Raw genomic sequence first — 26,243 nt, 5'->3', positions numbered from 1 at the left:
ATAAATAACCAGACCTGATTTCCGGGAGCCGCCCCCATGCTGGTGCACCTGTCCATTCACAACTACGCCATCGTCGAGCACCTCGACCTCGAAATCGCCCGTGGCATGTCCGTCATCACCGGCGAGACCGGTGCCGGCAAATCGATCATGCTCGACGCCCTCGGCCTTGCCCTGGGCGACCGTGCCGACAGCGGGGTGGTGCGCCCCGGCACCGACAAGGCGGACATCCTGGCCACCTTCGACCTGGTGGACATTCCCGAAGCGCACACCTGGCTGGCCGAGCGCGACCTGGACAACGAAGGCCTGTGCATCTTGCGCCGGGTGATCACCGCCGAAGGCCGCAGCCGCGGCTACATCAACGGCACGCCCTGCCCGCTCGGCGACCTCAAGGCGCTGGGCGAACTGCTGATCGATATCCACAGCCAGCACGAGCACCAGTCCCTGCTCAAGACCGACACCCACCGCCGCCTGCTTGACGAGTATGCCGGCGCCGTCGACCTGGCCCGCCAGGTACAGCTTGCAGCCAAGCGCTGGAACCAGACCCGCCTGGAGCTGGAGCGCCTGTCCAACTCGGGCGACGAGCAGCGGGCCCGCCACCAGCTGCTCAGCTACCAGCTGGAAGAACTGGACAACCTCGGCCTGGGCGAGCACGAACTGGAGCAGCTGGAGCAGGAACACAAGAACCTGACCAGCGCCGAAGCCCTGTTCGGCATCTGCCGCCAGGTCATCGACCAGTGCAGCGAGAGCGATTCGGGCAATGTGCTGAGCGCCCTCACCTCCAGCCTCAACCGCCTGGGTGCCGCCACCAACTCGCCCAAGGCACTGAACGAAGCAGCCAACCTGATCGCCAGCGCGCAGATTCAGGTCGAGGAAGCCGTGGGCGAACTCAACCGCTTCCTCGACAACTTCGACGCCGACCCGATGCGCCTGCAAGCCCTGGAAGAGCGCCTGGACACCATCTACACCCTGGCGCGCAAACACCGGGTGCACCCCACCGAGCTGCCCCACCTGCAACAGCAACTGATGGAGGAGCTGGAAGGCCTTAACGCCAGTGACGAGTCGATCGAGCGGCTGGGCGAAGAGCTTGCCGCCTACGCCCAGCACTATAAAGAGAAGGCGCGTGAACTCAGCGGCCTGCGCCAGCAAGCAGCGCAGCAGCTGGCAGGCGCGGTGGAGCAGGAAATCCAGCGCCTGGGCATGCCTGGCGGGCGCTTCTGCATCGAACTGACAGCGAACGAAGGCGCCGAACTGTCACCCCATGGCCTGGAGCAGATCGAACTGCTGGTCAGTGCCAACCCTGGCCAGCCGCTCAAGGGCCTGGCGAAGGTGGCGTCGGGCGGTGAACTGTCACGTATCAGCCTGGCGATCCAGGTCATTACCGCGCAGACCTCGCGCATTCCTACCCTGGTGTTCGACGAAGTCGACGTGGGTATTGGCGGGCCAACGGCAGAAATCGTCGGCCAACTGCTGCGGCGCCTGGGCGAGCGCGGCCAGGTACTGACCGTGACCCACCTGCCGCAGGTGGCGGCGCAGGGGCATCACCATTTGTTCGTGCACAAGGTGCGCAACAGCGACACCACCCACACCGCCGTGGCTAGCCTGGGCAAGCGTGAGCGCGTGGAAGAAGTGGCGCGGATGCTCGGCGGGATCGACCTGACCAAGGAGTCCCTGGCCCATGCACGCAAGATGGTGGTGAGCGGCAAGGCCTGAGGCCCTACCCGGCAGACGCGATCAATGTGGGAGCAACTGTCTTGCTCAATTTTCTAAAAGCTGGCGCGACCCCTGTGGGAGCGGCCTTGCGTCGCGAAAGGGTCGCAAAGCGGCCCCAGGATTTCAGCTTCAACCCACCTATCGCTGGGGCTGCCCGGCAGCCCTTTCGCGACGCAAGGCCGCTCCCACAGGAATCTCACACTCTTTCTAGCCCGGCTATAAAGCACAAAGGCGACCCGAAGGTCGCCTTTGCTATCCATAACGAAAAATCGTTACTTCTTCTTACGCACGTACAGGACCAGATTGTGGTCCACCAGCTCGAAGCCATGCTCGGCCACGATTTCGCGCTGGCGCTTCTCGATTTCGGCGTCCATGAATTCGATGACTTCACTGGTATCCACGTTCACCATGTGGTCGTGGTGACCGCCATCAGCCAGCTCGAACACTGCATGACCGCCGTCGAAGTTGTGGCGAACCACCAGACCCGCCGCCTCGAACTGGGTCAGCACGCGATAGACGGTGGCCAGGCCTACATCCTCGCCAGCCTCCATCAGCGCCTTGTAGACATCCTCTGCACTCATGTGACGCTGCTCGGTAGAGTCGAGCATCTGAAGGATCTTGACTCGAGGCAGGGTCACCTTGAGGCCGGCTTTGCGCAATTCGCTATTTTCAACCATGGTCAGCTTTCTCGCCGATGCTGCTTCGCAGCTTCTCTTAATACGGGTATGATCGGGGTTTACGTTGTCCAGCCAAGATAGTGGAAGTCGCCCACCGATGCAAAACACCAAGCTCTTGCTAACCAGCCTCACCCTAGTGGGACTGCTCGCACTCGCCGGTTGCTCGTTTCCCGGGGTTTACAAAATCGACATCCAGCAGGGCAATGTCGTCACGCAAGACATGATAGACCAATTACGCCCGGGAATGACCCGCCGGCAAGTAAGGTTTATCATGGGCAACCCGCTGATTCAGGACACTTTCAACACCAATCGTTGGGATTACCTGTACAGCCTGCAGCCTGGTGGCGGTAAGCGCCAGCAAGAACGCATGAGTGTATTTTTCAACGAAAGCGATCAACTGGTCAGCCTGTCTGGCGACTTCATGCCAGGCGTCAGCCGCGATCAGGAAATCCTCGGTGGCAGCAGCGACACCACCGTCAGCCCGGCCACCGAGCCAGGCCAGGCCGAACAGCCGGCAGCGCAACCTGTAGAAAAACCGGCCAAGCCTGGTTCGACCGAAGAGTCCATCCAGCGCGAGATCGACACCATCGAGACCACCCCGGTCCCGACCCCGGCACCGCTGGAAACCCGCTAAGCGGGAACAGCAGATGCAAAAAAGCCCGGACCTGGTCCGGGCTTTTTGTTTGCGCCTTATACGTCAGGCATTCAATTGCTTGGCACGCTGGCAGAACGCATCGACCAGCGTATTCGCCGCCTGATTGAATAGCGGGCCCAACGTGGCGCGCACAATCGGCCCGGCGTAATCGAAGGACAGGTCCAGGCTGATCTTGCAGGCTTTTTCACCCAGCGGCTTGAACACCCAAACACCATGCAGCTGGGTGAATGGCCCTTCTTCGAGGTTCATCTCGATGGACTGCCCCGGCACCAGCACGTTACGCGTCACGAAGTGCTGGCTCATGCCCCCCTTGGCCACTTCGAGCTTGGCACGCATGTGTGTATCGCTGGTTTCGATCACCGTCGAGGCCGAGCACCACGGCAAAAACTCAGGGTAGCTGGCCACATCGTTGACCAGATCGTAAAGCGCCTGGGCGGGGTATGGCAGCAGGGCGGAGCGTTGAATATGGGTAGTCATCCAGGCGTCACTTCCAAGGCTGGGTGGCGGCGCTTCGCAGCGTGCCGAAAACAGGTTCTGTGCGTATGACAGGGTTTGTATTGTCCGGTATTCATTCCAGTGGCTCAAGCACACCGAAATCCCATAGCGGACGACGCGCGGACTTGCCTATAATGCCGCCCCTATGGCTAAGCAAAAAAAACATCCGACCGGGACCATCGCGCAAAACAAGAAAGCGCGACACGATTACTTCATCGAACACAAGTTCGAGGCCGGGCTGGTCCTGTCCGGCTGGGAAGTAAAAAGCCTGCGAGCCGGCAAGGCGCACCTGACTGACAGCTACGTGCTGCTCAAGGACGGTGAGGCCTGGCTGTTCGGCAGCCACATCACCCCGCTGACCACGGCCAGCACCCACGTCATCGCCGACCCTACACGCACCCGCAAGCTGCTGCTGAACAAGCGCGAGCTCGAGCGCGTGGAAGCGGCTGTGGCGCAAAAAGGCTACACCTGTGTGGCTTTGGCGCTGTACTGGAGCAAGCACCTGATCAAGTGCGAAATCGCACTGGGCAAGGGCAAGAAGGAATTCGACAAGCGCGACACCATGCGCGAACGCGATTCCAACCGCGAGCTGCAGCGGGCTGTGCGGAACAAGGGCAAGGAAGAGTAACCAGCCTGCCCGGCCGCTGTGGGAGCGGCCTTGTGTCGCGAAAGGGCTGCAAAGCAGCCCCAGCAATCTGCGCATCGACGCCGATCCTGGGGCCGCTCTGCGACCCTTTCGCGACGCAAGGCCGCTTCCACAGGGCCCGCGTTACAGCTCAAAGAGCGTGCCCTCAGCGCCCGCTGCGCCGCTCCGCCCGTGCCACACGCTGCGCTTCTTCGTGCGCCTCATGCAGCACCTCCTGCACATACAAAATGTGCCGGCTGGACACCTCTCGCGCATCTTCCGCCCTGCCCTCGACAATCGCCAGGTACAGTTCCCGGTGCTGGCTGATCAGCATGTCCCGGGTTTCGGTGCGCTGCTGGTACATGCCCCCGATGTTGGTCACCACGTTGCGTTTGAGCAGGTCGAACAAACCCCGGATGGTGTGCAGCAACACCGCGTTATGGCTGGCCTCGGCGATCGCTAGGTGGAAGCGCGCATCAGCCGCGCCCTCCTCCGCACGGGTCACCTCATCGACCCTGGCATAGCAGTCCTGCAGCGTATCGAAGGCCGCCTTCAACCGTGCCCGGTCCGGCTCGGTGGCACGCTGGGCAGCGTAATAGGCGCAGGACGCCTCCAGGGTATGGCGGAACTCGAGCAGGTCACGCTGCGCTTCGGCACTGTGCTCGAGCAACTGCAGCAACGGGTCGCTGAAGGTGGACCCCAACGACTCCGCCACAAAATTGCCCCCGCCCTGACGGCTGACCAGCAGCCCCTTGGCCACCAGCTTCTGGATCGCCTCACGCAGTGACGGGCGGGACACACCAAACTGCTCGGCCAGGACGCGCTCGGCCGGCAGCCGCTGCCCCGAGGTCAGCGTGCCTTCCAGAATCATCCCTTCCAGCCGATCGACAATGTCGTCGGACAGGCGCCGTTGGCGTACCTGATCAAAAACCATCACATGCTCTCCACAAACCCCCGGCAAATTTCAGGGGGTGCCTATTCTCGCCGATCCAGGCCACGCAAACACCCATCAAGCCGCGATTTTCCGAGCACATCAGACGCCCGCTCATCGGCACGCGACCAAAGTTTTGCACGGGACAAATTGACACACCCACGGCAGCGCTTTTAACCTAGCGTCCAGCCATTGTAAATTGGTCTTACCAATTATCCAATGCCAGTGCCTGACCAACAACAATTAGGGGCCACCCCATATGCAAACCTGGCAACAACTCTATAGCCCGCTTGGTAGTCTTGGCCTGTCCGCAATGGCGGCGGTCATCCCTATCGTGTTCTTCTTCCTGGCCCTCGCCGTGTTCCGCCTCAAGGGCCACGTAGCGGGCAGCATCACCCTCGCGCTGTCGATCCTGGTGGCGATCTTCGCCTTCCAGATGCCTGTCGACATGGCCCTCGCCGCCGCAGGTTACGGCTTCCTCTATGGCCTCTGGCCAATTGCCTGGATCATCGTTGCCGCGGTGTTCCTGTACAAACTCACGGTCAAGAGCGGCCAGTTCGAAGTGATCCGCAGCTCGGTGCTGTCGATTACCGACGACCAGCGCCTGCAAGTGCTGTTGATCGGCTTCTGCTTCGGCGCCTTCCTCGAAGGTGCGGCAGGCTTTGGCGCACCGGTGGCCATCACGGCCGCACTGCTGGTGGGCCTGGGCTTCAACCCGCTGTACGCTGCCGGCCTGTGCCTGATCGCCAACACCGCGCCAGTGGCCTTCGGCGCCCTGGGCATCCCGATCATCGTGGCCGGCCAGGTCACCGGTATCGACGCCTTCCACATCGGCGCCATGACCGGCCGCCAGCTGCCGCTGCTGTCGCTGTTCGTGCCGTTCTGGCTGGTGTTCATGATGGACGGCCTGCGTGGCGTGAAGGAAACCTGGCCTGCCGCCCTGGTCGCCGGCCTGAGCTTTGCCGTCACCCAGTACTTCACCTCGAACTTCATCGGCCCGGAACTGCCAGACATCACCTCGGCACTGGCCAGCCTGATCTGCCTCACCCTGTTCCTGAAAGTCTGGCAGCCCAAGCGTGCGTTCAGCGAGGCCAAAGGCAGTGTCGGCGCAGCCGTTGTGCAGCCAAGCGGCAGCCAGCCTAGCCCGTACAGCTTTGGCGAGATCTTCAAGGCCTGGTCGCCGTTCCTGATCCTCACCGTGCTGGTCACCATCTGGACCCTGAAGCCGTTCAAGGCGGCTTTCGCTCCGGGCGGCGCGATGTACAACTTCGTGTTCAACTTCGCCATCCCGCACCTCGACCAGCTGGTGATCAAGACCGCACCGATCGTTGCCGCGCCGACCGCCATGCCGGCGGTGTTCAAGCTCGACCCGATCTCCGCCACCGGCACCGCGATCTTCCTCTCGGCGCTGATCTCGATGGCGGTGCTGAAGATCAACTTCAAAACTGGTCTTACCACTTTCAAAGAAACCTTCTGGGAACTGCGCTGGCCGATTCTGTCGATCGGCATGGTGTTGGCTTTTGCCTTCGTCACCAACTACTCGGGCATGTCCTCGACCATGGCCCTGGTGCTGGCCGGTACCGGCGCCGCGTTCCCGTTCTTCTCGCCGTTCCTCGGCTGGCTGGGCGTGTTCCTGACCGGCTCGGACACCTCGTCCAACGCCCTGTTCAGCTCGCTGCAGGCCACCACCGCGCACCAGATTGGGGTCAACGACACCCTGCTGGTGGCAGCCAACACCAGCGGCGGCGTAACCGGCAAGATGATCTCGCCGCAATCGATCGCCGTGGCCTGCGCCGCTACCGGCCTGGTCGGCAAGGAATCCGACCTGTTCCGCTTCACCGTCAAGCACAGCCTGTTCTTCGCCACCATCGTCGGCCTGATCACCCTGATCCAGGCTTACTGGCTGACCGGCATGCTGGTTCATCACTAAAGTGAAAGGGGCCGGGCGCCGTCGCGCGCCCGGCACTCCCACAAGCAACGCTGCGAGAATCCATGATCATTTCTGCCTCTACCGACTATCGCGCCGCGGCCCAACGCAAGCTGCCCCCCTTCCTGTTCCACTACGCTGACGGCGGCGCCTACGCCGAGCACACCCTGCGCCACAACGTCTCGGACCTGGCCGGCATCGCCCTGCGCCAGCGCGTGCTGAACAACATGTCCGAGCTCAGCCTGGAAACCAAGCTGTTCGACGAAACCCTGAGCATGCCGGTGGCCCTGGCCCCGGTCGGCCTCACCGGCATGTACGCCCGCCGTGGCGAAGTGCAGGCCGCACGCGCGGCCGCCGCCCATGGCATCCCGTTCACCATGTCGACTGTGTCGGTGTGCCCGATCGAAGAAGTGGCGCCCGCCATCAACCGGCCAATGTGGTTCCAGCTGTATGTGCTCAAGGACCGCGGCTTCATGCGTAATGCCCTGGAGCGGGCCAAGGCTGCCGGCGTCAAGACCCTGGTGTTCACCGTGGACATGCCCGTACCCGGTGCCCGCTACCGCGACGCCCACTCTGGCATGAGCGGCAAGAACGGCCCGCTGCGCCGCGTGCTGCAAGCCATGACCCACCCCGAGTGGGCATGGGACGTGGGCGTGATGGGCCGCCCGCATGACCTGGGCAACATCTCCAAATACCGTGGCAACCCCACCGGCCTTGCCGACTACATCGGCTGGCTGGGCAACAACTTCGACCCGTCCATTTCCTGGAAGGACCTGGAGTGGATCCGCGAGTTCTGGGACGGCCCGATGATCATCAAGGGCATTCTCGATGCCGATGACGCCCGCGATGCGGTCAAGTTCGGTGCCGACGGTATCGTGGTGTCCAACCACGGCGGCCGCCAGCTCGACGGCGTGCTGTCCAGCGCCCGTGCCCTGCCGGCCATTGCCGACGCGGTCAAAGGCGACCTGAAAATTCTGGCCGACTCGGGCATTCGCAGTGGCCTGGACGTGGTGCGCATGATCGCCCTGGGTGCCGACACCGTACTGATCGGCCGCGCCTTCCTCTATGCCCTTGCCGTGCATGGCCAGGGCGGCGTGAAAAACCTGCTTGAGCTGTTCGAAAAGGAAATGCGCGTGGCCATGGTGCTGACCGGTGCCAAGTCGATCAGCGAGATCACCCGCGACTCGCTGGTACGCGAACTGGGCGCCTGAACGCCTGCAAGAACCACAGCCTGAATGACCCGGGGCATGTAGCGCACAGACGCCACAGCCCCGCGAGGAGACTGCATGAGCCTGCCCGCCGCGTTCCTGCGTGATGCCGAGCGCCTGATCCCCGCCGAACGCCGCTTCGACGACCCCACCTCCACCCTGGCCTTCGGCACCGACGCCAGCTTCTACCGCTTGATCCCCAAGCTGGTGGTGCGCGTCGAGTCCGAGGACGAAGTGGTCGGCCTGATCAAACTGGCCCAGCGCGAGCGGGTGCCGGTCACCTTCCGCGCTGCCGGCACCAGCCTGTCTGGCCAGGCCATCAGCGACTCGGTGCTGATCGTGCTCGGCGATAACTGGAACGGCCGCGAAATCCGTCGCCAGGGCGAGCAAATCCGCCTGCAACCCGGCGTGATCGGCGCCCAGGCCAACGCCTGGCTGGCCCCCTTCGGGCGCAAGATCGGCCCCGACCCGGCCTCGATCAACGCCTGCAAGATCGGCGGCATCGTCGCCAACAACGCCAGTGGCATGTGCTGTGGCACCGCGCAGAACACCTACCACACCCTGGCGGGCCTGCGCCTGGTGCTGGCCGACGGCACCCGCCTGGACAGCGAAGACCCGGCCAGCGTCGCCGCCTTCGAAAGCAGCCACGCCGAACTGCTGGAAGCACTGGCCCGCCTGGGCCGCGAAACCCGCGCCAACACCGCGCTGGCTGAACGCATCCGGCACAAATACCGGCTGAAGAACACCACCGGCCTGTCACTGAACGCACTGGTGGACTACGACCAGCCGCTGGACATCCTGCAGCACCTGCTGGTCGGCTCGGAAGGCACGCTGGGCTTCATCAGCGCCGTCACGTACGACACCGTGCCCGACCACCCGCACAAGGCCAGCGCCCTGCTGGTGTTCCCCAGCGTTGAAAGCTGCTGCCGCGCGGTACCCGTGCTCAAGCAGCAGCCGGTTTCTGCCGTGGAACTGCTCGACCGCCGCAGCCTGCGCTCGGTGCAGAACATGCCCGGCATGCCGCTGTGGGTAAAAGGCCTGTCGGACAATGCCTGCGCCCTGCTGATCGAATCCCGCGCCGCCAGCCAGAGCCTGCTGCACGAGCAACTGCAGCAGATCATGGCCTCGATCGCCGACTTCCCGCTGGAACAGCAAGTGGACTTCAGCGAAGACCCGGCCGTGTACAACCAGCTGTGGAAAATCCGCAAGGACACCTTCCCCGCCGTCGGTGCCGTGCGCCAGACCGGCACCACGGTCATCATCGAAGACGTGACCTTCCCCGTCGAGCAACTGGCCGAAGGCGTCAACCGCCTGATCCAGCTGTTCGACAAGCATCACTATGACGAAGCGATCATTTTCGGCCACGCGCTGGAAGGCAACCTGCACTTCGTCTTTACCCAGGGGTTCAACAGCGCCGAAGAAGTCGCCCGTTACCAGGCGTTCATGGACGACGTGGCGCAGCTGGTGGCGGTGGAGTTTGGCGGCTCGCTCAAGGCCGAGCACGGCACCGGGCGCAACATGGCGCCCTTCGTGGAGCTGGAGTGGGGGCACGACGCCTACCAGCTGATGTGGAAGCTCAAGCGCCTGCTCGACCCCAACGGCATCCTCAACCCCGACGTGGTGTTGAGCGACGACCCGGATATCCACCTGAAAAACCTCAAGCCGCTGCCTGCCGCCGACGAAATTGTCGACAAGTGCATCGAGTGCGGCTTCTGCGAACCGGTGTGCCCGTCCAAGGGCCTGACCCTCAGCCCGCGCCAGCGCATCGTCATGTGGCGTGACATCCAGGCCAAGCAACGCGCCGGCATCGATACCCGCGCACTGATGCAAAGCTACCAGTACCAGGGCATCGACACCTGCGCCGCTACCGGCCTGTGCGCCCAGCGCTGCCCGGTCGGCATCAACACCGGCGAGCTGGTGAAGAAACTGCGCAGCCAGGCCGCCGACCACGCTAAAACCGCCGACTGGCTGGCCGAGCATTTCCACACTGCCCTAAGCGGTGCGCGCCTGACCCTGACCGCCGCCAACACCGCACGCAAGCTGCTAGGCGCCCCGCGCCTGGGCCGCCTGAGCGGCTCGCTGAGCAAAGCCAGCAAAGGCCGCCTGCCCCAATGGACCCCGGCCATGCCGCAACCGCTGCGCCCGCTGGCCTTCGGCGCGCCCAGCAACGACGCCCGCCCCCGCGTGGTGTACCTGGCCGCCTGCGTCTCCCGGGTAATGGGCCCGGCCTATGCCGACCGCGAGCAAAGCTCGCTGCTGGACAAAACCCGCGCCCTGCTGGAAAAGGCCGGTTATCAGGTGGTGTTCCCCGACAACGCCGACAGCCTGTGCTGCGGCCAACCGTTCGCCTCCAAGGGCTACCCCGAGCAGGCCGAACACAAACGCCAGGAGCTGATCACCGCCCTGCTGCACGCCAGCCGCGGCGGCCTCGACCCCATCTACTGCGACACCAGCCCCTGCACCCTGCGCCTGGTGCAGGACCTGAGCGACACCCGGCTGGACCTTTACGACCCGGTGCGCTTCATCCGCACCCACCTGCTCGACCGACTGGAGTTCACCCCCCAGGACGAACCAGTAGCTGTGCATGTGACCTGCAGCACCCAGCACCTGGGCGAAAGCCAGGCCTTGATCGACCTGGCGCGGCGCTGCAGCAAACAGGTGGTGATCCCGGAAGGCATTCATTGCTGCGGGTTTGCCGGTGACAAAGGCTTTACCACCCCCGAGTTGAACGCCCACTCGCTGCGCAGCCTGAAGGACGCCGTGCAGTATTGCAGCGAAGGCATTTCCACCAGCCGCACCTGCGAGATAGGCCTGTCGAGCCACAGCGGCATCGACTACCACGGCCTGGTGTACCTGGTAGACCGCGTCACCCGGCCACGCAGCCTCTAACGCGTTGATATAGGTGGGGAGCGCTGTGTAGGAGCGGGTTTACCCGCGAAAGGGCCGGCCCTGCTGGCCAATCTCCACCCGCTGTCCACCGTCGCAGCCACCACCGCATTCGCAGGTAAACCCGCCCCTACACCGATTGGTGGTGCCCACACATCGGTGGTTGTACACAGCCCCCCCCGTAGGAGCGGGTTTACCCGCGAAGAGGCCGGCCCTGCTGTCCAACTTCTACCCGTCGTTCACCATTGCCGCCGCCACCGTATTCGCGGGTAAACCCGCTCCTACACACAGATTGATGGTGGACACACATCGGTGGTTGTACGAAGCTCGCCGTATCCGCGGTAAACCCGCGAACACCGGCACCGCCGGTGCCATCCCCACCTCAATATCGCCCCGCCACCATCCCGATTGAACCCCCGCCAATCCCCCGCAGTCCACCTTACAGGCCCACCTTCCAGAGGCCCCAGAGGAGACACCCATGAAAGGTACCGCACTTTCGGCCCTGTTCGCGGCCGCCACCCTGCTGGCTTCGCCGGTGTTCGCCGCCGATGACCTCTGCGCCGCCAACCTGCAAAAGATCGACGACAGCATGGCCACCGCCGGCGCCACTTCCGAAGGCCTGGACAAAGCCATCACCGAGCACGTCGACAAAGCCAAGGCCGCCCAGGCCTCGGGCGACACCAAGGAATGCATCGCCATTACCAGCAAAGTGCTGGAGCGCCTGGAAAAAACCGAGAAAGGCAGTAGTGGCAACGGCGGCGCGTGAGCCCAAAAGCGGGCGACTGGACCGGCTGTCGACGTCGCCCGCGCAATGGCGTATACTCCGTCCTACGCGCCGTAAGGTGCGTTAGCCAAGAGCTAGTGCGGGGCCGATTAGGATTCGACGCCGGTAGCGAAACTCTAGGTGCATGCCGAGTTGGTAACAGAACTCGTAAATCCACTGTTGCAACTTCTATAGTTGCCAATGACGAAACCTACGGCGAGGAATCCTACGCTCTCGCAGCGTAAGTGACCTTTGCTTCTGGTAGCTTCGGCTCCAGCAATCACTAGGGGATGCCTGTAAACCCGAAATGATTGTCATACAGAACAGGATCGTCGCGTAGCACGTTGTGGGCGAAGTGACTAAAACTTACACAACTCATCCAAAGCACCCTGCCCGTCGGGCGGCTGCGGATTAAATCAGTAGACACGGCTAAGCATGTAGTACCGACAGCGGAGTACTGGCGGACGGGGGTTCAAATCCCCCCGGCTCCACCACATTTACATCTAAAGACGTCCACGGACGTCTTTTTTTGTGCCTGAAAGCCAATGAATACGAGGCTTTCAAGGCCATCGGCGTCCACAGACGTCCATGAGCAGCTATACCTTTTGGCATTCCAAATGGCATTCCAAGCCCGTAGGTGCTAATTTTTGGAATGCCAAAATCAAGTCTGGAATGCCAATGTGCGCACAAGCTACCCGCCTCTCTGAACTCAAAGTCAAATCTGCCAAGCCTGCTGAAAAGGACTACGTCCTATTTGATGGAGGCGGACTCCAAATGCGAGTGAGAAGCAATGGCTCGAAGCTATGGAACTTCAACTACCGACACCCTGTGACAAAGAAACGGATCAACATGGGACTGGGTACCTTCCCCGAAGTCTCGTTGGCGCAAGCACGCAAGCGTTCCGTTGAAGCGAGGGAAGCACTTGCCCACGGCATCGACCCTAAAGAGAAACGGGATGCTGTGCTGCAAGCTAAACAAGCTGCGACTGAGCATACCCTCCAGAATGTGGCGACGTCCTGGTATGAACTGAAGAAGGATGCTGTTACGCCAGCCTACGCTGAGGACATCTGGCGCTCGCTAACATTGCACATACTCCCGGACTTGGGCTCCACACCGATCTCAGCCATCAGCGCACCGCAAGTCATCAATCTGCTCCGACCACTCGAAACCAAGGGCAGCCTTGAAACCGTGAAGCGGCTGACGCAGCGGCTCAACGAGATCATGACCTACGGGGTCAACTCGGGACTGATTCACGCGAACCCACTCAGCGGTATCCGCTCTGTCTTCAAGAAACCGAAAAAGAAAAACATGGCGGCTCTACCCCCCGATGAGCTGAAAGAGCTCATGGTGGCAATCGCCAATGCCAGCATAAAAAGAACAACCCGCTGCCTGATCGAGTGGCAGCTCCACACCATGACCCGGCCAGTCGAGGCAGCAACCACCCGCTGGGCAGATATCGACATCGAGAAGAAGATCTGGACGATTCCTGCAGAGCGCATGAAGAAGCGCCGCGCGCACATTGTCCCGCTCACAGAGCAGGCTCTCGCGCTTCTGGAAGCGATCAAGCCCTGCAGTGGACATCGGGAATTTGTGTTCCCCGCAGACCGGAACCCCCGCACGCACTGCAACAGTCAGACCGCTAACATGGCGCTGAAACGAATGGGCTTTGAAGGCCGCCTGGTCAGCCATGGCATGCGCTCAATGGCGAGCACCATCCTCAACGAGCATGGCTGGGATCCCGAATTGATCGAGGTTGCGCTTGCCCACGTCGATAAAGACGAGGTACGTAGCGCGTACAACCGAGCAGATTACATAGAACGCAGACGCCCTCTGATGGCGTGGTGGAGCAACCATATTCAGGAAGCTGCTACAGGCAACCTGTCGGTATCAGCTATCAGAGAAAATCAAGATAAAAAAGTCGTCTCGATACGTTGACCCAACGTCAGTTCCTCGCCAAAGCGGGCTGCGGACATGACGCTACCTCACAGGGTTGCCGATGGTGACCCATTTGCTTTGGCTCACCTAGATCAGTTTTCGCTCAGTATCACAAGCGTCCCAGTTCTTCATAACTTCATTATTGACTTTACTCGCCCTTCTCAAAGCTTGAGGGACCAATATCCGGTTACGTCTACAGCGCTAGATTAATCGATATTGGATCCAAAATTATTTCAAACCTATATCACCTCAATGAACTCCCCGCAGTATCGACTGCTGCAGGGGGATTTGGCGCGCCAGCTTCTACCTCGGCACGCTCATCACTTGAGAGGATCTGCACATGTATACCCCTTGCCCAAGCTGTAACTCTGGACGCGTCATCACTAAAAATATCGGTAAACAAGCGGGCGGCTTGATTGGTGCCGCAGGCGGTGCGGCCAGTGGAGCCGCTGGCGCCCTATCGGGTGCTGAAGTCGGTGCGGTGCTTGGTGTAGTCGGCGGGCCGGTTGGGATCGCCATTGGCGGTATTGCTGGGGCTCTTCTCGGTGGGCTGTTTGGCGGAGTGGCAGGCGGGATAGCCGGTGCCACGCTGGGTGAGCAGATCGATGACAAGGTGCTTCACAACTACCAGTGCCTACAGTGCGGTTACAGCTTCAGCCTCAACCATTAAGCCGTCATGAACACGCGTCGGTGGTTGATGAAGCGACGCTCACTCCCATTCATTCGCAAGGAATCATTCCCATGGCTCATCTCATTGAAACCATGGCCTACGCCGGTGCCACCCCTTGGCATGGCCTGGGTAACAACCTGCCTCGCAAACAACCAATCGAGATATGGCAACGTGAAGCTGGCATGGACTGGCAGATCCAGGAAATGCGCGCCAGCGTGATCCGTGACGTGCTCAACAACCAACTGCCTGTTGCCATCGAGAACGATGAGAGGGTTGCACAGGAGGTTGGCCGGCTTGACGAGCTCAACACGCGTCTGGTCAAACAGCTGGCTGTGACCGGGCAGCAAATCGAAGATGCACGCATCAACCTACGCAACTTTGCCGCACGCTACTTCTCTGACCTGATCCTTCAAGCCAAGGGTTCCAGCCTGGAAACCTTCGGTGACTTTTTCGAGCGAGAAATTGGCGCAGAAGGCATTATCGTGTCCACTCGCCTGCAGAACGAGTTCAGCCGTCAGACCCAGTCGATCACGCTTGAGGTCGAGAAGATGCAGGTTGGCTTCGACAGTGAGGTCAACCACTTCAATACCACCGTCAAGGCACTGGGCAAGCAAGGCATCAACCATGTGCTCAAAGGCAACTTGATCAACAACACCACGGTACTGGCCGCGCGCGATGGCCTGACGACGATTGCCAAGACGGTGGGCATGGATATCGGTAAGTACCTGAAGTTCAAGCCATGGGGTGCCGTGAAGTTTGCCAAAGGAGCAAACGGAGCACTGGCCTTCATCGGGGTGGCGCTTGAGGCCTGGGATAGCTGGGAGCAATACAAACGCGAAGAAGCGTTCAAGAAGACTGTTGTTGAAATAGTCAGCAATTTCGAGAAGCAGCGCCAAGACTTCCTTGACTTGGTCAATTCCGAACGCTTCAAAGAACAGTTCTTCCCCGACTACCTGCTGCTCAACACACGTCGACAAGAATTGCAGGCCAATGTGGATGAAAGCCATTTACGTCAGCAGCGCTTCCAAGCCTGGCGCGTTGAGGCCGAAGCCATCGACGCAGAATTCAAAAGATTGAACTGACTGGCTTCAAGCGCCTGTTGCACAACGCAGCGGGCGCCTGACGACTGAGCTACCTTCTCGGAGACCAGTCGTAGCTGAACTGATCTCGATCAAACAGTCGCTCATGGCTGACAATCACACCATCATCGGCAATAACGACGATCCGCGGGGGGGATAGAGCCGACTGCTGACCCACTTTCCAGCACAATCGCAGGGTACTGAATAGCGATTGCGAGCCAAGTTGATCAGGGATGTGCTGGAAACACGAACCGTGCCCTCTACATAGCCGTCGAAAGGCGTTGGCATCGGCATCATTCCGACGCGCTCCAGTTCCAAGACTTCGACGACGGTAAGGCCGTTGTACTGCGGGTGGATCAGCTCGTACCACCTGGATCAGTTTTCGATCAGCGGCGACTAATAGCACCACATCAGGACGCCCAAGGCGCCAAGCAAATCCTATCGGCATTCCAAATGGCATTCCAGCTAAAAAAATCAACCGATATTATTTTTTAAAATCAATATCTTGCGCTTCCTGTTCAGATTACCCCGGCACTAAACACCAAAAAATACAGCACTAGCCGACACCCAGCCTCTAGCCAGCCCTCCCCCGAAAAGCCCGCTTTTAACCATTTGCCCAAACCCCAACCCTCAGTCCGCAACACCCTCTTCTTTAAGGCTCAGCCGAAACGTATCCCGAGCAGTCTTCCCCACATACTTCGTCAACGCATAATTCGCCGTGCCACCCACTACAACCCCAATCCCAAAAGGAATCACTTTAGCGGCAGCCTTCTGGGTGAACGTAATCCCGATCTTCTTGAACAAATCCTTGATCACTTGCAAAACCGGACCCGTGAGGTACTTCTTGACCATCCGCACCCCGGCTTTGCTGGCGATTCGGGTCGTTCCCGTAGTCCCCATCTGCTCCAGCGAACCATAGAGGGCGATGATGTACGACATGTGCTTGGCGTCCTCATTGGACATCTTCCCGTTGATCGCCACCGCCAGGCACATCGTCATATCAATCTGAAGCTTCATGCACACCGAAATGTCCGCCAGCCCGCCGCCCACAGCACTCACCGCGGTTCCGATACCCGGGATAACACCCGGCAGTGCAGTGGCAGCACCAGAGGTGGCGGCCAATTTTGAGTAGCGGCTGATAATCTTGTCGACCACCGTGTCCTCGATTTTCTGCTCCGAGGCAGACGGCGAGGCCTTGCGCGCCTGCGCCTGGTACTGGGCGACCAGCTCCCGCGCATCTTGGGGACTAATGGCAATGGCTTCCACCATCTTCATCAACGACGAGCTGCTTTCTACTACTTCAGTGGTCATGCCGGATTCCGTTCGTAAAATGGTTTGCCAACTGCCCGCAAAAGCGAAGCATGGGTATCAAGGCGGTCAACGTGGCGCCTGGCGCAGGGTCTCACACGACCCGATACTGGCTTCGCCTCTAAAGGTCCGTGCCCCGCGCAGGGCTGCAGCAGCCCTTAGCGCTCAAGAAGCCGCATGGCTGATGAGGCATAATGCCATCATTTGATCGTAAGTCTCCACCGGGCCAGGTGAAATCGGTTTTAAACCGTTCCGTAGGCATTCAGCACTGCACCTGCCCAAGCAGCGGCCTATTCAAAAGCTTCCCTTAACGGCCTTGTGTCACAGCCATGTCCTGCAAAATGACCACCTTGCGCTGCAACTGTGCAACATGCTCTCGCTCCGCCCGCAACGCTGACCGTAGCTCGCGGTTCTCCATCTCCCAAATTTGCAGCCAACGCAAATCCCGCTGGCAGTGCTCCACCTTCTTGCCAAGCTCCCCCAGCTTCAACCCTTGCTGGATCAGCACCAGCAGGATGATCCCCATTGCCACCAAGGCCCCCGTCGCAATCACTTCCGGCATCGTCATGTTCATGTCCTTTGATGCCTCCGATGCATTCCGAAGGCGAGCCAACGGTATGTAATGAAAAACTACACGTCTAGAATGTAGACTTATACAGGTAAAGTAATCGCGCACATGGAGAGGGTATGAAACGCAAGCAATCCATCGAGCAGGTACGCTGGGACCTGGCACTTCGCTATCGTTTGATCGAGACCGTTGCCTGGTGGGAAGGCCGGCTGACCACGGGGCACCTGATGCAGAGCTTTGGCATCAGCCGCCAGCAGGCGTCGAAGGACATCAATACCTACATCACCGAGCATGCGCCCGAAAACTTGACGTATGACAAGCAGATCAAGGGCTATGTACCGAGCGAGCAGTTCGAGCCACGGTTCATCGACAACAGCGCCAGCGCCTATCTGCACCTGCTGTACCAGAACAATGAGCGTGCCCCTCACATAGACGGGCTGGCACTGGCCTATGCACACACCCGGGTGCTGGAAGTACCCGATCGCCCTATTCGGCCAGAGGTGCTGCGCCCCTTGCTCAAGGCCTGCCGTGAAGGCCTGCGCCTGGAAACCGAATACGTGTCCTTCAACACCCCCAACGTCGAGGTACGCCTGATCGCCCCGCACACGCTGGTGTACACCGGCATGCGCTGGCACGTGCGGGCTTATTGCGAAAAGAACGGCCAGTACCGCGACTTCGTGCTGAGCCGCTTGCGCGGGCAGCCGGACTTGCTCGACGCATCGCCGAACACGCGTGAGCAGGATGAAGACTGGAATGTGGAAGTGCCCGTCATCTTCGAGCCTGATGGGCGGTTGAACGCGGCGCAGAAGGCAATTATCGAAACCGACTTCGGCATGACGGATGGGCAATTGGTGGTACCCAGCCGCAGGGCGTTGGTGAAGTATGTGTTGCAGCGGTATCAGATCGACCACCGCAACATGGCGATACTGCCCGAGGCCCAGCAACTGGTGGTGAGCAACCTCAAGGAATTGAAACAGTGGTTGATGAATGACTAATAGCTGAATGCCGGGGCCGAGAGTTGCTGCCGCAAGTCTCAGCCCGGCACACGCGCTCAGCTACGACCACCTGCTCCAGCGCTTGCTGGGGTTATCAGGGCTCATTTGCGCAGCAGTTCGTGCCTGAAACGTGCTTCCAGCGAGGGGATTTCAAGCAACACATCTTCGTCTTCCCACACATCGTAGGAGCGTTCCATCTCAATGTTTCCGGCCATGAAATCTTCATCGAATGGGGCATCATCATCGATTTCCTCGTAGAGCGACGAGGTGTACCCCTTGATCCAAAGCTTGCGCTTTTCTGCACTGACCACATAGCCGGAAGAGTACTCACTACCCAGCAGGCGCTGGGGCTCCGCAGAGCCTTTACGGCCAAGGGCGGTAATGGCAATGACCAGATGCGCCAGTTCATCCATGTCTGGGCAGACAAACTCATGAAACGCTGGCCAAAACTCCATATCGGCGTCAGAAGCGCGCCAACCTTTCGCATCGTTGACCTCGCTCAGGTCTTCGTAGGGGTGCGAATGGAACGTGCCGATGAGCTCCAACTGCGGCCAGTACTCTGCGAAGAAGTCGCGCTTCATCGCGATGGATTCGAAATCGGGCTTTACCCATTCCGAGTGCCTGAGTGCCGAGGTTTCGACCGTGGCGACCACCGCAACCAGGCGGGCAGGAAGGTTGTTGCGCACGGGTAAGGCATACCCCCACAGCAAGCCGAATGTTTCGAGCTTCTTGTTGCTTCGTCCCCGCGCGTGCGCCCTGTGCGACACCTCGTACGCTTCGATCGCCGAAGTAAGCAACTGCGGCAGGACATGATCCTCAATAATTACCTGTGTGCGCATTTATTCCTTCCTGGGAGTTGTTGATGGCTTGCGCCGCGTTATCAATGCCCAGGACACGCCAGGCAGATAATGGCAAATAGCCTTTATCCTACCTCATTTAGCTGATCAGAATACGGTGGAGGCTGGCCGAATGCCCAGCGTCCACCCGGTACACATTTCCCCTACCAGCTATAACTCACCTTCGCCGTCACCTCCCGCCCCGGGTTGTAGTAATTCGCCGTCCCCGACCCCACCACATGCTGCTCGTCAAACAGGTTGCTCACATTCAGCGCCAGGTCGGTCCCTTTGGCGATCTTGTAGTTCAGCGCCGCATCAAACAACGTGGTCCCATCGCTCTTCTTGGTATTGGCAGCATCCATGTAGTACGCCCCCACATACCGCGCGCCCAGGCCGACGCTCACGTCAGTGCCAGGTATGTCGTAATAGCTCCACAGCGATGCGGTGTGTTTGGGCGCCGTGGTGAACTCATTGCCCTTCAAGGAAGAGCCGTCATACAGCGACCCGCGCAGCACCTCGGACTCCATGTAGGAGTAAGCACCAATCACGCTGATGTCTTGCGTGACTTGTGCCTTGGCTTCCAGGTCAAGGCCACGCACGCGTGACTCGCCCACCGTCTGCTGCTCGATGATGCCGCTTGGCAACACCACGGCAATGGTGACGTTCTCCTGGGTCAGGTCATAAACAGCGGCGGAGAAGAGTGCGTCCATGCCCATGGGCGAATACTTGATGCCCACTTCGTATTGCTTGCCGGTCTGCGGGGTAACGCCCACTTGCGGGGGCGAGACGGACTCCACCATGCTCACGTAGGTCGACACTTCATCGTTGACGATATAGGTCAGTGCCGCGCGGTAGGAGGTTTCGGAGAAGTTGTCCTTTTCCGTCTGCTCGCCACCGATGTATTCCTTGCTCGACAGGTCCATCGAGTCGTTACGCACGCCTGCGGTCGCGATGACGCGGTCAAAGAACGACAGGTTCTGCTGCAGGAAAACCGCCTTGGTGGTGGCGTCATTCTTTTTGCGGGTATAGGGCGTGATGCCGCCAGGCACGCCGGTGAATACCGGGTTGGCGATGTCGATGGAGGGCGCCAGGCCGTAGACCGAGCTCTGTTTGGTCGTCGAGTCGAGGTACTCGACGCCCACCAGCGTGCTGCTGTCGATGTGCTCGAACTGCGCATCGTACTGCAGCATCAAGTTGCCATTGAGCTGATCGGCATCGCTGTCGGTGCCGAAGACGTAGCGTGGAATGGTGGTACCAACACGCGAGGCGTTGTCGCTCAGGTAGACATAGCCGAAGTCATCGGTCAGCTCGCTGTAGCGCAGGTTGCTGCGCAGGGTGAAGCCGTTGTCGAAGTCGTGGGTAATGTTGCCGCTGAGGCTGGTGCGCTCGACATCGTGGAAGTTGTAGCCGGGCTCGCCGTAGAAGTCGCTGCGGTCGTACTCCTTGTCCAGCGGGTAGCCACCGCTGTTCGGCGAGCTGTTGGTCTTCAGGTAATCCAGCACCACCGTGGCCGAGGTGAAGTCGGTCGGAGCCCAGGTCAGGCCGCCCATCACGAAGCGGTTATCGTCCTGGGAGTGGTCGTACTCGCGGTCGCTGTTCTGCATCTTGGCCGTGAAGCGGCCGGCCAGGGTTTGTTCGTCGTTCAGCGCATCGCCTACATCGATCCCGGTTTCGGCATGGTCATAGGAGCCGTAGGTCACGTAGCCTTGGCCAAACTTCTCGAAGCGCGGTTGCTTGGTCACAAAGTTGACCGAGCCACCCGGGTCTGCCGGGCCGAACAGGGTGGAGTTGGCACCCCGCAGAATTTCGATACGCTCGTAGGCGTAAGGGTCTTCGCGCACACCGCGCATCGAGCTGAGGGTCAGGCCGTCTCGGTAGGTGGTGGCCTGGAAGCCGCGGATCAGGAAGTAGTCGTTGCGGTCGTCCGAACCGTAGTAGTCGCTGACCACGCCGGGGGTGTACTGCAGCGCCTCTTCGGTGGTGCTGACGCTGCGCTGCTGCATTTCCTTGTTGGTCACCACAGACACGGACGCGGGCGTGTTGAGGATGCTGGTCGCCACCTTGCCCCCTACCCACAGCTCCTTGGCAACCACCGAGTTGGCGTCATCGTCGGCGCTGGCCTTGACCTTGGCATTGATGATGACAGGTGCCAGGCGGTAGTCCTCGGTCGCGCCCAGTTCCAGCGGGCCGGCAGGCTTTGGTTGTGGAATCACCAGGTACGCATTGGGGCCCTGCGGCTCAATCTGCAACTCGGTTCCGCGCAGCAGCGACGACAGTGCCGACCGTGTATCCAGCGCGCCCTGCACCCCGTTGGTATTGCGGTTGGCCACGTTCTGCGCATCGAACGAAAGGCTGATGCCCGCCTCGCGCGCAAAGCGGTCCAGTGCCGGCGCCAGCGGGCCCGCGGGAATGCTCCATTGCTTGAGCGGGCTGTTGTGACCAGCGCTCAAAGGCTGTGCAAGCGACGGCAGTGCGTAGGTGCTGACTGCCAGGCCCAACAGTGCAGCATGCAGGGCACGACTCAAGGGGTGGCGCTGTGGAACCGGGGTAAAACTCATTCTCTCGCTCCGTGTCGGGGGTCGGCGGGCTGGCCTGTAATCCGGCCTTCTCTACATGCCGAACGAGAATGAGAAAACACCTCATTTATTTTTACACTGGGCATCTTGCGCGAACCACCCGCCTACCCCGATACGAAACTGCGTGGTGGATGGCCTTGCGTTGACACAATCGTTGCAGGGAATGGACGGCACACGGGCTGCGAAGCGAGCTTACCCCGATCGACCCGCTTGACCTCAGGGCGCATGGCGTTCTTGGCCATTTCGCCAAGTCGTCCCGCAACGCCCAGCGCTACGAGAGGCAGCAATACCCCGCCCAGGTGTGCGCGGCCTTGGTCTGTATGCCTGTCGAGGCCCTGGCTGCTGGCGCCACGAGTCCCCCAACTGCCTCCGACAGCCCCGCCAGCGAAACAGCCAGCACCCTGGCCCCTGAGGGCTGATCAATTACATCTGGCGCAATCCCTGTAGCGGCCTTGTGTCGCGCATGTCATTCATGGCGCCGGGGCAGATTCGTCACCATCCTGTTCGGGAGCAGCCGACTGCAGCATGTCCATGATGAACCGCTGCGTTTCCGGCAGCTGCTTGCCGAACACCTCATCCAGTTCAGGGGCGACCTGGATTTCGCCTGCACGCAAATCCCTTGCAACCTGGTCCTGGTAACGCTTCACAAAGCGTTGCCGGATGTCCCGCGCTTCGGGGTTATCGCCGTGAACCAGTTCTTCCAGTAGCCCTTGCACCGCCCGCATGAACACCAGGCTGCGCTTGTATTGCAGCTGTCTCAGCCTGGACTGCTCGAGCGCAGCTGCATAATGCATGTCCATCACCTCGAGCCTTGCCTTGAGCAACTCATTACTGCTCTGCAGGGCTGCAAATGCTTCGGACTCGCTAGCCGTCGGTTTAGCCTCAGCGCGCTTGGCCGCGCCGGCGACCTGGGACAATTGCTGGTACATCAGGTCGATGATGGTTTTCTGGCGCTGCACAACAGCCCGAAGCTGCACCGCCTCCTCGAAGTACTGCCTCACGTACCCCCTGAGTGGCTCCAGTTTCTGGTTAGCACATACCACCCCTGCGTCCCAGCCTTGCGCATAGCCTTGAGAGCGCCCCTCGTCGAAGCCCTCTTTACGACCTTGCTGGCGCCCCTGACTGCGCCCGACATGCAGGTTGGAGATTGCATGATCGAGCGACCCGGTATATCCACCATCCAGGCCGCCGCCCGCTCTACCCGTACCCCAGTTATTGTCCATTTCGCCATCTCCCTGGTTCGACGCGTCCCTAAAAAATGCGCCGCTAGATTCTGGTCAATGCCAAACCCGATACTGTCGACCGGGTTCAACGCATGATCTTTACCTCGCTCCCAGCTGCTTGCTGGGCCTCGGCCTGAGGCAAGGCAAAATTGCCCAGCCGAGTGCCACGCAGTAACGCCACGCAAACCTGTATGCGCTGAAAGGCGTCACGCCATGAGCTTCAGGACACTGGCTGCAAGTTTCTGAAAACGTTCAAGGACGCCCTGGGTATCCCTGCCCGTTTACGCCAGGTCATCGCCGCCGCCCCCAAGCTACGCATGCAGGTGCATAACACCGCCCGTCATCGCCTCATCACGCATGGTGCGCTGGCAGGTGTGGTCGCAGCGTCTCGGTTTCGACCAGGGCAGCGAGCGCAACGGTGAGGTCAGGGGCGGGCGTGGTAGTGACGGCCACTACGAGGGTGAACATCGGCAGATCATCAGCCCTGATTCAACTTCAGAATATGCATCTTTATGGCCTGCCCGGCGGCATCGACAAGGCTCATATAGAACGCCTTGCCCAGGCCGAGCAACGGTGATCCCTTCAATGATTCAGCCGTTGCCTTCAGCGTGATGACGCCGAATTGCTCTGCGATGGTCTCAATACTGCGCTGGCGCTTCCCAGGCTGGTCGTACGGCTTTTGATACCACGTGGCAATCTGGTACTGGGCGTCCTCTCTTTCGAATGCCGCGTACAAGTGCTGGGCCAGCGCAGTAACCGTTTCACGAATCAGCCCAGGGTCGGTATCGTGATTATTCAGCAATGCCTCGAAAGGGGCATTGGCTACCGCCAGAAGATCTCCGATGGTGTAGCCCGCCATCGGTGGAAACACACCAGGCGGCAACTCGACGGCTGCGCCATTCGCTAAAGTTGAACTGCCTTCGTCGTGCATAAAAAGCTCCTTTCTCTTAGCGCGAAGCGCTCTTGTATCCGTGCAAAGCATCCCTGCACGAGAGTGACGAAACGGTGAAGCGAACCACATACTGCATAAAGTCACCAGGCGCAATATTGGCCGGGCGCGCGCCTCTGTCGACAGCCGAACGGTGGGTAAGTACGGCATCACAACTCTCCACGGCGGCCAGCACGGGCAGGATGAGTTTACACGTGGTCATGCCAGTTTCCTTACTTGAAAAGTCTGCTGGAGCACACCAGAAGAACCGCCCCATGTCTTGCTGCTGAACCTTCGTCTGGCCCAAAAAAACAAAGGGCACCCATCCTCGGGTGCCCTTTGCCTTACAGCCAGGTGAACTGAATCACCCCATCGATCGCGCTGCCACCGGTTGCGCATGGCCCCTCGACGTCACGATCCCCAGGAAGGAAATCACGATCGCCAGGCCCAATGTCGAGCTCACTTCCGCCCGGTGCTCAGGCGTGTACATCATCACCGCCAGCGCCCCGGCAATGAAAATGATCACCGCCCAGGTCAGGTACGGGAACAGCCACATGCGGAACTTCAGTTCGGTGTTCTCGCGCTCCAGACGGCGGCGCATGCGCAGCTGCGAGATGGCGATAACCATGTACACCAACAGGGCGATGGCGCCAGAGCTGGCCAGCAGGAACTCGAACACGCCCTTCGGCGCGAAGTAGTTGAGGACTGCGATGGCCGCACCGATCAGGGTGCTGCCGAACACTGCAGCACGCGGTACACCGACCTTGGAGGTCTTGTTGAGGAAGGCCGGGGCGTCACCGCGCTTGGCCAGCGAAAACATCATCCGCGAAGCGATGTAGATGGACGAGTTCATGCAGCTGGTAACGGCTACCAGCACCACCAGGTCGACCATGAACGCGGCGTTGGGGATGTTCATGATTTCCAGCGCACGCTGGTACGAACCCACCACCGCCAGCTGCGGGTCGTTCCACGGCACCACCGAAATGATCACGAAGATCGACAGGATGTAGAAGGTGCTGATACGCCAGATCACCGAGCGAGTGGCCTTGGCGATGTTGCGCGACGGGTCGCTGGACTCGGACGCGGCGATGGTCACTGCCTCGGTGCCGATGAAGCTGAACATCACAGTGATGAACGCGCCGACCACCGCCGACCAGCCCTTCGGTGCAAAGCCGCCGTATTCGGCCATCAGCCCGCTCAGCCCACTGACCTCGCGGTTGGGCAGCCAGCCCATCAGCGCGGCGAAGCCCAGGCCGATGAAGCCCAGGATGGCGGTGACCTTGAGGATGGCAAACCAGAACTCGAACTCGCCGTACTTGGCCACGCTGAACAGGTTGGTACCGGCCAGCAGCAACACCGAAGCCAGGGCGAAGATCCAGCTGTCCACCTGCGGGAACCAGGCGTTCAGCACATGCCCGGCGGCCAATGCTTCGATAGGAATCACCAGCACCCAGAACCACCAGTACAACCAGCCGATGGTATAGCCGGCCCAGCGGCCAATGGCCTGGTCGGCATAGGTGGAAAACGATCCGGTGTCGGGGTGCGCCACGGCCATTTCGCCGAGCATGCGCATGACCAGTACCACCAAGGTCCCGGCCACGAAATAGGAAATTATGGTTGCTGGCCCGGCTGCCGCGATGGCGTGGCCAGAGCCTACGAAAAGTCCGGCGCCGATGATGCCGGCGATGGACAGCATCGTTACGTGACGTGGCTTGAAACCTTGTGCAAGGTTGCCATCAGATCCCACGGTGTTCATTGATGTTGTTCTCTTTTTGCTGACACAAGGAAGGACGGGCAGGCGTAGGCGAAAAATATCTCCTTTGAAATCAATAAGTCGACACGTTGTTCGCGCGCTGTTGTTGATATTTGGCACGCGTCACAGAGCAAGGTGTCAGTGCGGTTCGGGGTTCATTTAATCCCCGCATGGCTGTGGGGAATTACACGAGAACGCCACGGAACTGTTCGATCACGACAGGGCATTTCCATCAACGCCAGATGTCGCGAATGGCATATCCGATCGCGCCACAGGCCCAAATGGAGCTTTTGTTTTTCATTTGAATGTGTGTTGCCTGTGCCGGCCCTTTCGCGGGTGAACCCGCTCCTACGATGGTGCGTAGCGACGGTACCGATTGGTGGATGCGGTGGCGGGTGCGGCGGTGAATGACTGGGGGTAGTGGGCGGCAGGTCCGGCCTATTCGCGGGTGAACCCGCTCCTACAACGGTACGGGGTGACGGTACCGATTGAGGA

At 60.4% G+C, this 26,243-nt stretch carries 21 protein-coding genes, 1 other RNA gene and 1 pseudogene; 12 read left to right on the top strand and 11 right to left on the bottom strand.

The window, feature by feature from the left end:
- Positions 1-36 precede the first annotated feature (36 nt).
- Complete coding sequence (recN, locus tag BJQ17_RS15475; RefSeq protein ID WP_004575778.1) at positions 37-1,710, top strand: DNA repair protein RecN; 1,674 nt, start codon at positions 37-39, stop codon at positions 1,708-1,710.
- Between the two features lie 272 nt (positions 1,711-1,982).
- Here the strand turns inward: recN and fur are convergent, their stop codons facing one another.
- Positions 1,983-2,387, bottom strand: a complete 405-nt coding sequence (gene fur, locus BJQ17_RS15470; protein WP_003249922.1) for a ferric iron uptake transcriptional regulator — start codon at positions 2,385-2,387, stop codon at positions 1,983-1,985.
- A 97-nt stretch (positions 2,388-2,484) separates the two neighbouring features.
- Here fur and BJQ17_RS15465 point away from each other — a divergent pair, with 97 nt between their 5' ends.
- Complete coding sequence (locus BJQ17_RS15465; protein WP_003249918.1) at positions 2,485-3,021, top strand: outer membrane protein assembly factor BamE; 537 nt, start codon at positions 2,485-2,487, stop codon at positions 3,019-3,021.
- A 63-nt stretch (positions 3,022-3,084) separates the two neighbouring features.
- On the opposite strand, the gene BJQ17_RS15460 is transcribed toward BJQ17_RS15465, so the two are convergent.
- Entirely contained in the window at positions 3,085-3,519 is a 435-nt protein-coding gene (locus BJQ17_RS15460; RefSeq protein ID WP_003249916.1) for a type II toxin-antitoxin system RatA family toxin, read from the bottom strand.
- A 163-nt stretch (positions 3,520-3,682) separates the two neighbouring features.
- Between BJQ17_RS15460 and smpB the strand changes: the two genes are divergently transcribed.
- On the top strand, positions 3,683-4,165 hold the full coding sequence (gene smpB / locus BJQ17_RS15455) for an SsrA-binding protein SmpB (RefSeq protein WP_003249914.1): 483 nt from the start codon (positions 3,683-3,685) through the stop codon (positions 4,163-4,165).
- A gap of 163 nt (positions 4,166-4,328) precedes the next feature.
- Here the strand turns inward: smpB and BJQ17_RS15450 are convergent, their stop codons facing one another.
- Positions 4,329-5,096: an FCD domain-containing protein gene (locus BJQ17_RS15450; RefSeq protein ID WP_003249911.1), complete on the bottom strand. Its 768-nt coding sequence runs from the start codon at positions 5,094-5,096 to the stop codon at positions 4,329-4,331.
- Between the two features lie 256 nt (positions 5,097-5,352).
- Between BJQ17_RS15450 and BJQ17_RS15445 the strand changes: the two genes are divergently transcribed.
- The 8 genes from BJQ17_RS15445 (at position 5,353) to BJQ17_RS15415 (ending at position 15,564) form a co-directional block, all read left to right on the top strand.
- Positions 5,353-7,023, top strand: coding sequence for a lactate permease LctP family transporter (locus tag BJQ17_RS15445; RefSeq protein WP_070096292.1), 1,671 nt, complete (start codon positions 5,353-5,355; stop codon positions 7,021-7,023).
- A gap of 62 nt (positions 7,024-7,085) precedes the next feature.
- Positions 7,086-8,231: an FMN-dependent L-lactate dehydrogenase LldD gene (gene lldD / locus BJQ17_RS15440; RefSeq protein ID WP_070096291.1), complete on the top strand. Its 1,146-nt coding sequence runs from the start codon at positions 7,086-7,088 to the stop codon at positions 8,229-8,231.
- Between the two features lie 75 nt (positions 8,232-8,306).
- Positions 8,307-11,117 carry an FAD-binding and (Fe-S)-binding domain-containing protein gene (locus tag BJQ17_RS15435; protein WP_070096290.1) on the top strand — a complete coding sequence of 937 codons (2,811 nt, stop codon included), beginning with the start codon at positions 8,307-8,309 and terminating at the stop codon, positions 11,115-11,117.
- Positions 11,118-11,592: 475 nt separating this feature from the next.
- Positions 11,593-11,880, top strand: a complete 288-nt coding sequence (locus BJQ17_RS15430; RefSeq protein ID WP_003249902.1) for a hypothetical protein — start codon at positions 11,593-11,595, stop codon at positions 11,878-11,880.
- A gap of 99 nt (positions 11,881-11,979) precedes the next feature.
- Positions 11,980-12,371, top strand: a transfer-messenger RNA (tmRNA) gene (gene ssrA / locus BJQ17_RS15425).
- 184 nt (positions 12,372-12,555) lie between these two features.
- Complete coding sequence (locus BJQ17_RS15420) at positions 12,556-13,812, top strand: integrase domain-containing protein (protein ID WP_070096289.1); 1,257 nt, start codon at positions 12,556-12,558, stop codon at positions 13,810-13,812.
- Positions 13,813-14,152: 340 nt separating this feature from the next.
- On the top strand, positions 14,153-14,482 hold the full coding sequence (locus BJQ17_RS30125; protein WP_083285066.1) for a hypothetical protein: 330 nt from the start codon (positions 14,153-14,155) through the stop codon (positions 14,480-14,482).
- A gap of 182 nt (positions 14,483-14,664) precedes the next feature.
- Positions 14,665-15,564 (top strand): LeoA/HP0731 family dynamin-like GTPase, encoded by a 900-nt coding sequence (locus BJQ17_RS15415; protein WP_256559741.1) that lies wholly within the window; start codon positions 14,665-14,667, stop codon positions 15,562-15,564.
- A gap of 64 nt (positions 15,565-15,628) precedes the next feature.
- On the opposite strand, the pseudogene BJQ17_RS30120 reads toward BJQ17_RS15415, so the two are convergent.
- From BJQ17_RS30120 to BJQ17_RS15405, 3 genes and pseudogenes are all read right to left on the bottom strand, one after another.
- Positions 15,629-15,930: pseudogene (locus BJQ17_RS30120) on the bottom strand (IS21 family transposase); the annotation flags it as partial.
- A 261-nt stretch (positions 15,931-16,191) separates the two neighbouring features.
- Entirely contained in the window at positions 16,192-16,872 is a 681-nt protein-coding gene (locus BJQ17_RS15410; protein WP_070096288.1) for an EcsC family protein, read from the bottom strand.
- A gap of 304 nt (positions 16,873-17,176) precedes the next feature.
- Positions 17,177-17,437 carry a hypothetical protein gene (locus BJQ17_RS15405; RefSeq protein ID WP_070096287.1) on the bottom strand — a complete coding sequence of 87 codons (261 nt, stop codon included), beginning with the start codon at positions 17,435-17,437 and terminating at the stop codon, positions 17,177-17,179.
- A 119-nt stretch (positions 17,438-17,556) separates the two neighbouring features.
- Here BJQ17_RS15405 and BJQ17_RS15400 point away from each other — a divergent pair, with 119 nt between their 5' ends.
- Positions 17,557-18,432, top strand: a complete 876-nt coding sequence (locus tag BJQ17_RS15400) for a WYL domain-containing protein (RefSeq protein ID WP_014859377.1) — start codon at positions 17,557-17,559, stop codon at positions 18,430-18,432.
- Between the two features lie 101 nt (positions 18,433-18,533).
- On the opposite strand, the gene BJQ17_RS15395 is transcribed toward BJQ17_RS15400, so the two are convergent.
- From BJQ17_RS15395 to BJQ17_RS15370, 5 genes are all read right to left on the bottom strand, one after another.
- Positions 18,534-19,271 (bottom strand): hypothetical protein, encoded by a 738-nt coding sequence (locus BJQ17_RS15395; protein WP_003249871.1) that lies wholly within the window; start codon positions 19,269-19,271, stop codon positions 18,534-18,536.
- 161 nt (positions 19,272-19,432) lie between these two features.
- Complete coding sequence (locus tag BJQ17_RS15390; RefSeq protein ID WP_070096286.1) at positions 19,433-21,826, bottom strand: TonB-dependent siderophore receptor; 2,394 nt, start codon at positions 21,824-21,826, stop codon at positions 19,433-19,435.
- A 488-nt stretch (positions 21,827-22,314) separates the two neighbouring features.
- Positions 22,315-23,067 carry a hypothetical protein gene (locus BJQ17_RS15385; protein ID WP_070096285.1) on the bottom strand — a complete coding sequence of 251 codons (753 nt, stop codon included), beginning with the start codon at positions 23,065-23,067 and terminating at the stop codon, positions 22,315-22,317.
- 478 nt (positions 23,068-23,545) lie between these two features.
- Positions 23,546-23,998, bottom strand: coding sequence for a hypothetical protein (locus tag BJQ17_RS15380; protein WP_004576149.1), 453 nt, complete (start codon positions 23,996-23,998; stop codon positions 23,546-23,548).
- Positions 23,999-24,359: 361 nt separating this feature from the next.
- Positions 24,360-25,751: an amino acid permease gene (locus tag BJQ17_RS15370; protein WP_003249863.1), complete on the bottom strand. Its 1,392-nt coding sequence runs from the start codon at positions 25,749-25,751 to the stop codon at positions 24,360-24,362.
- Positions 25,752-26,243 lie beyond the last annotated feature (492 nt).

The sequence above is a fragment of the Pseudomonas sp. NBRC 111139 genome (assembly GCF_001753955.1).
Classification (GTDB): Bacteria; Pseudomonadota; Gammaproteobacteria; order Pseudomonadales; family Pseudomonadaceae; genus Aquipseudomonas; species Aquipseudomonas alloputida.
Note: the sequence above shows the minus strand (reverse complement) of the source record. Positions and strands in the feature narration are given on the sequence as shown.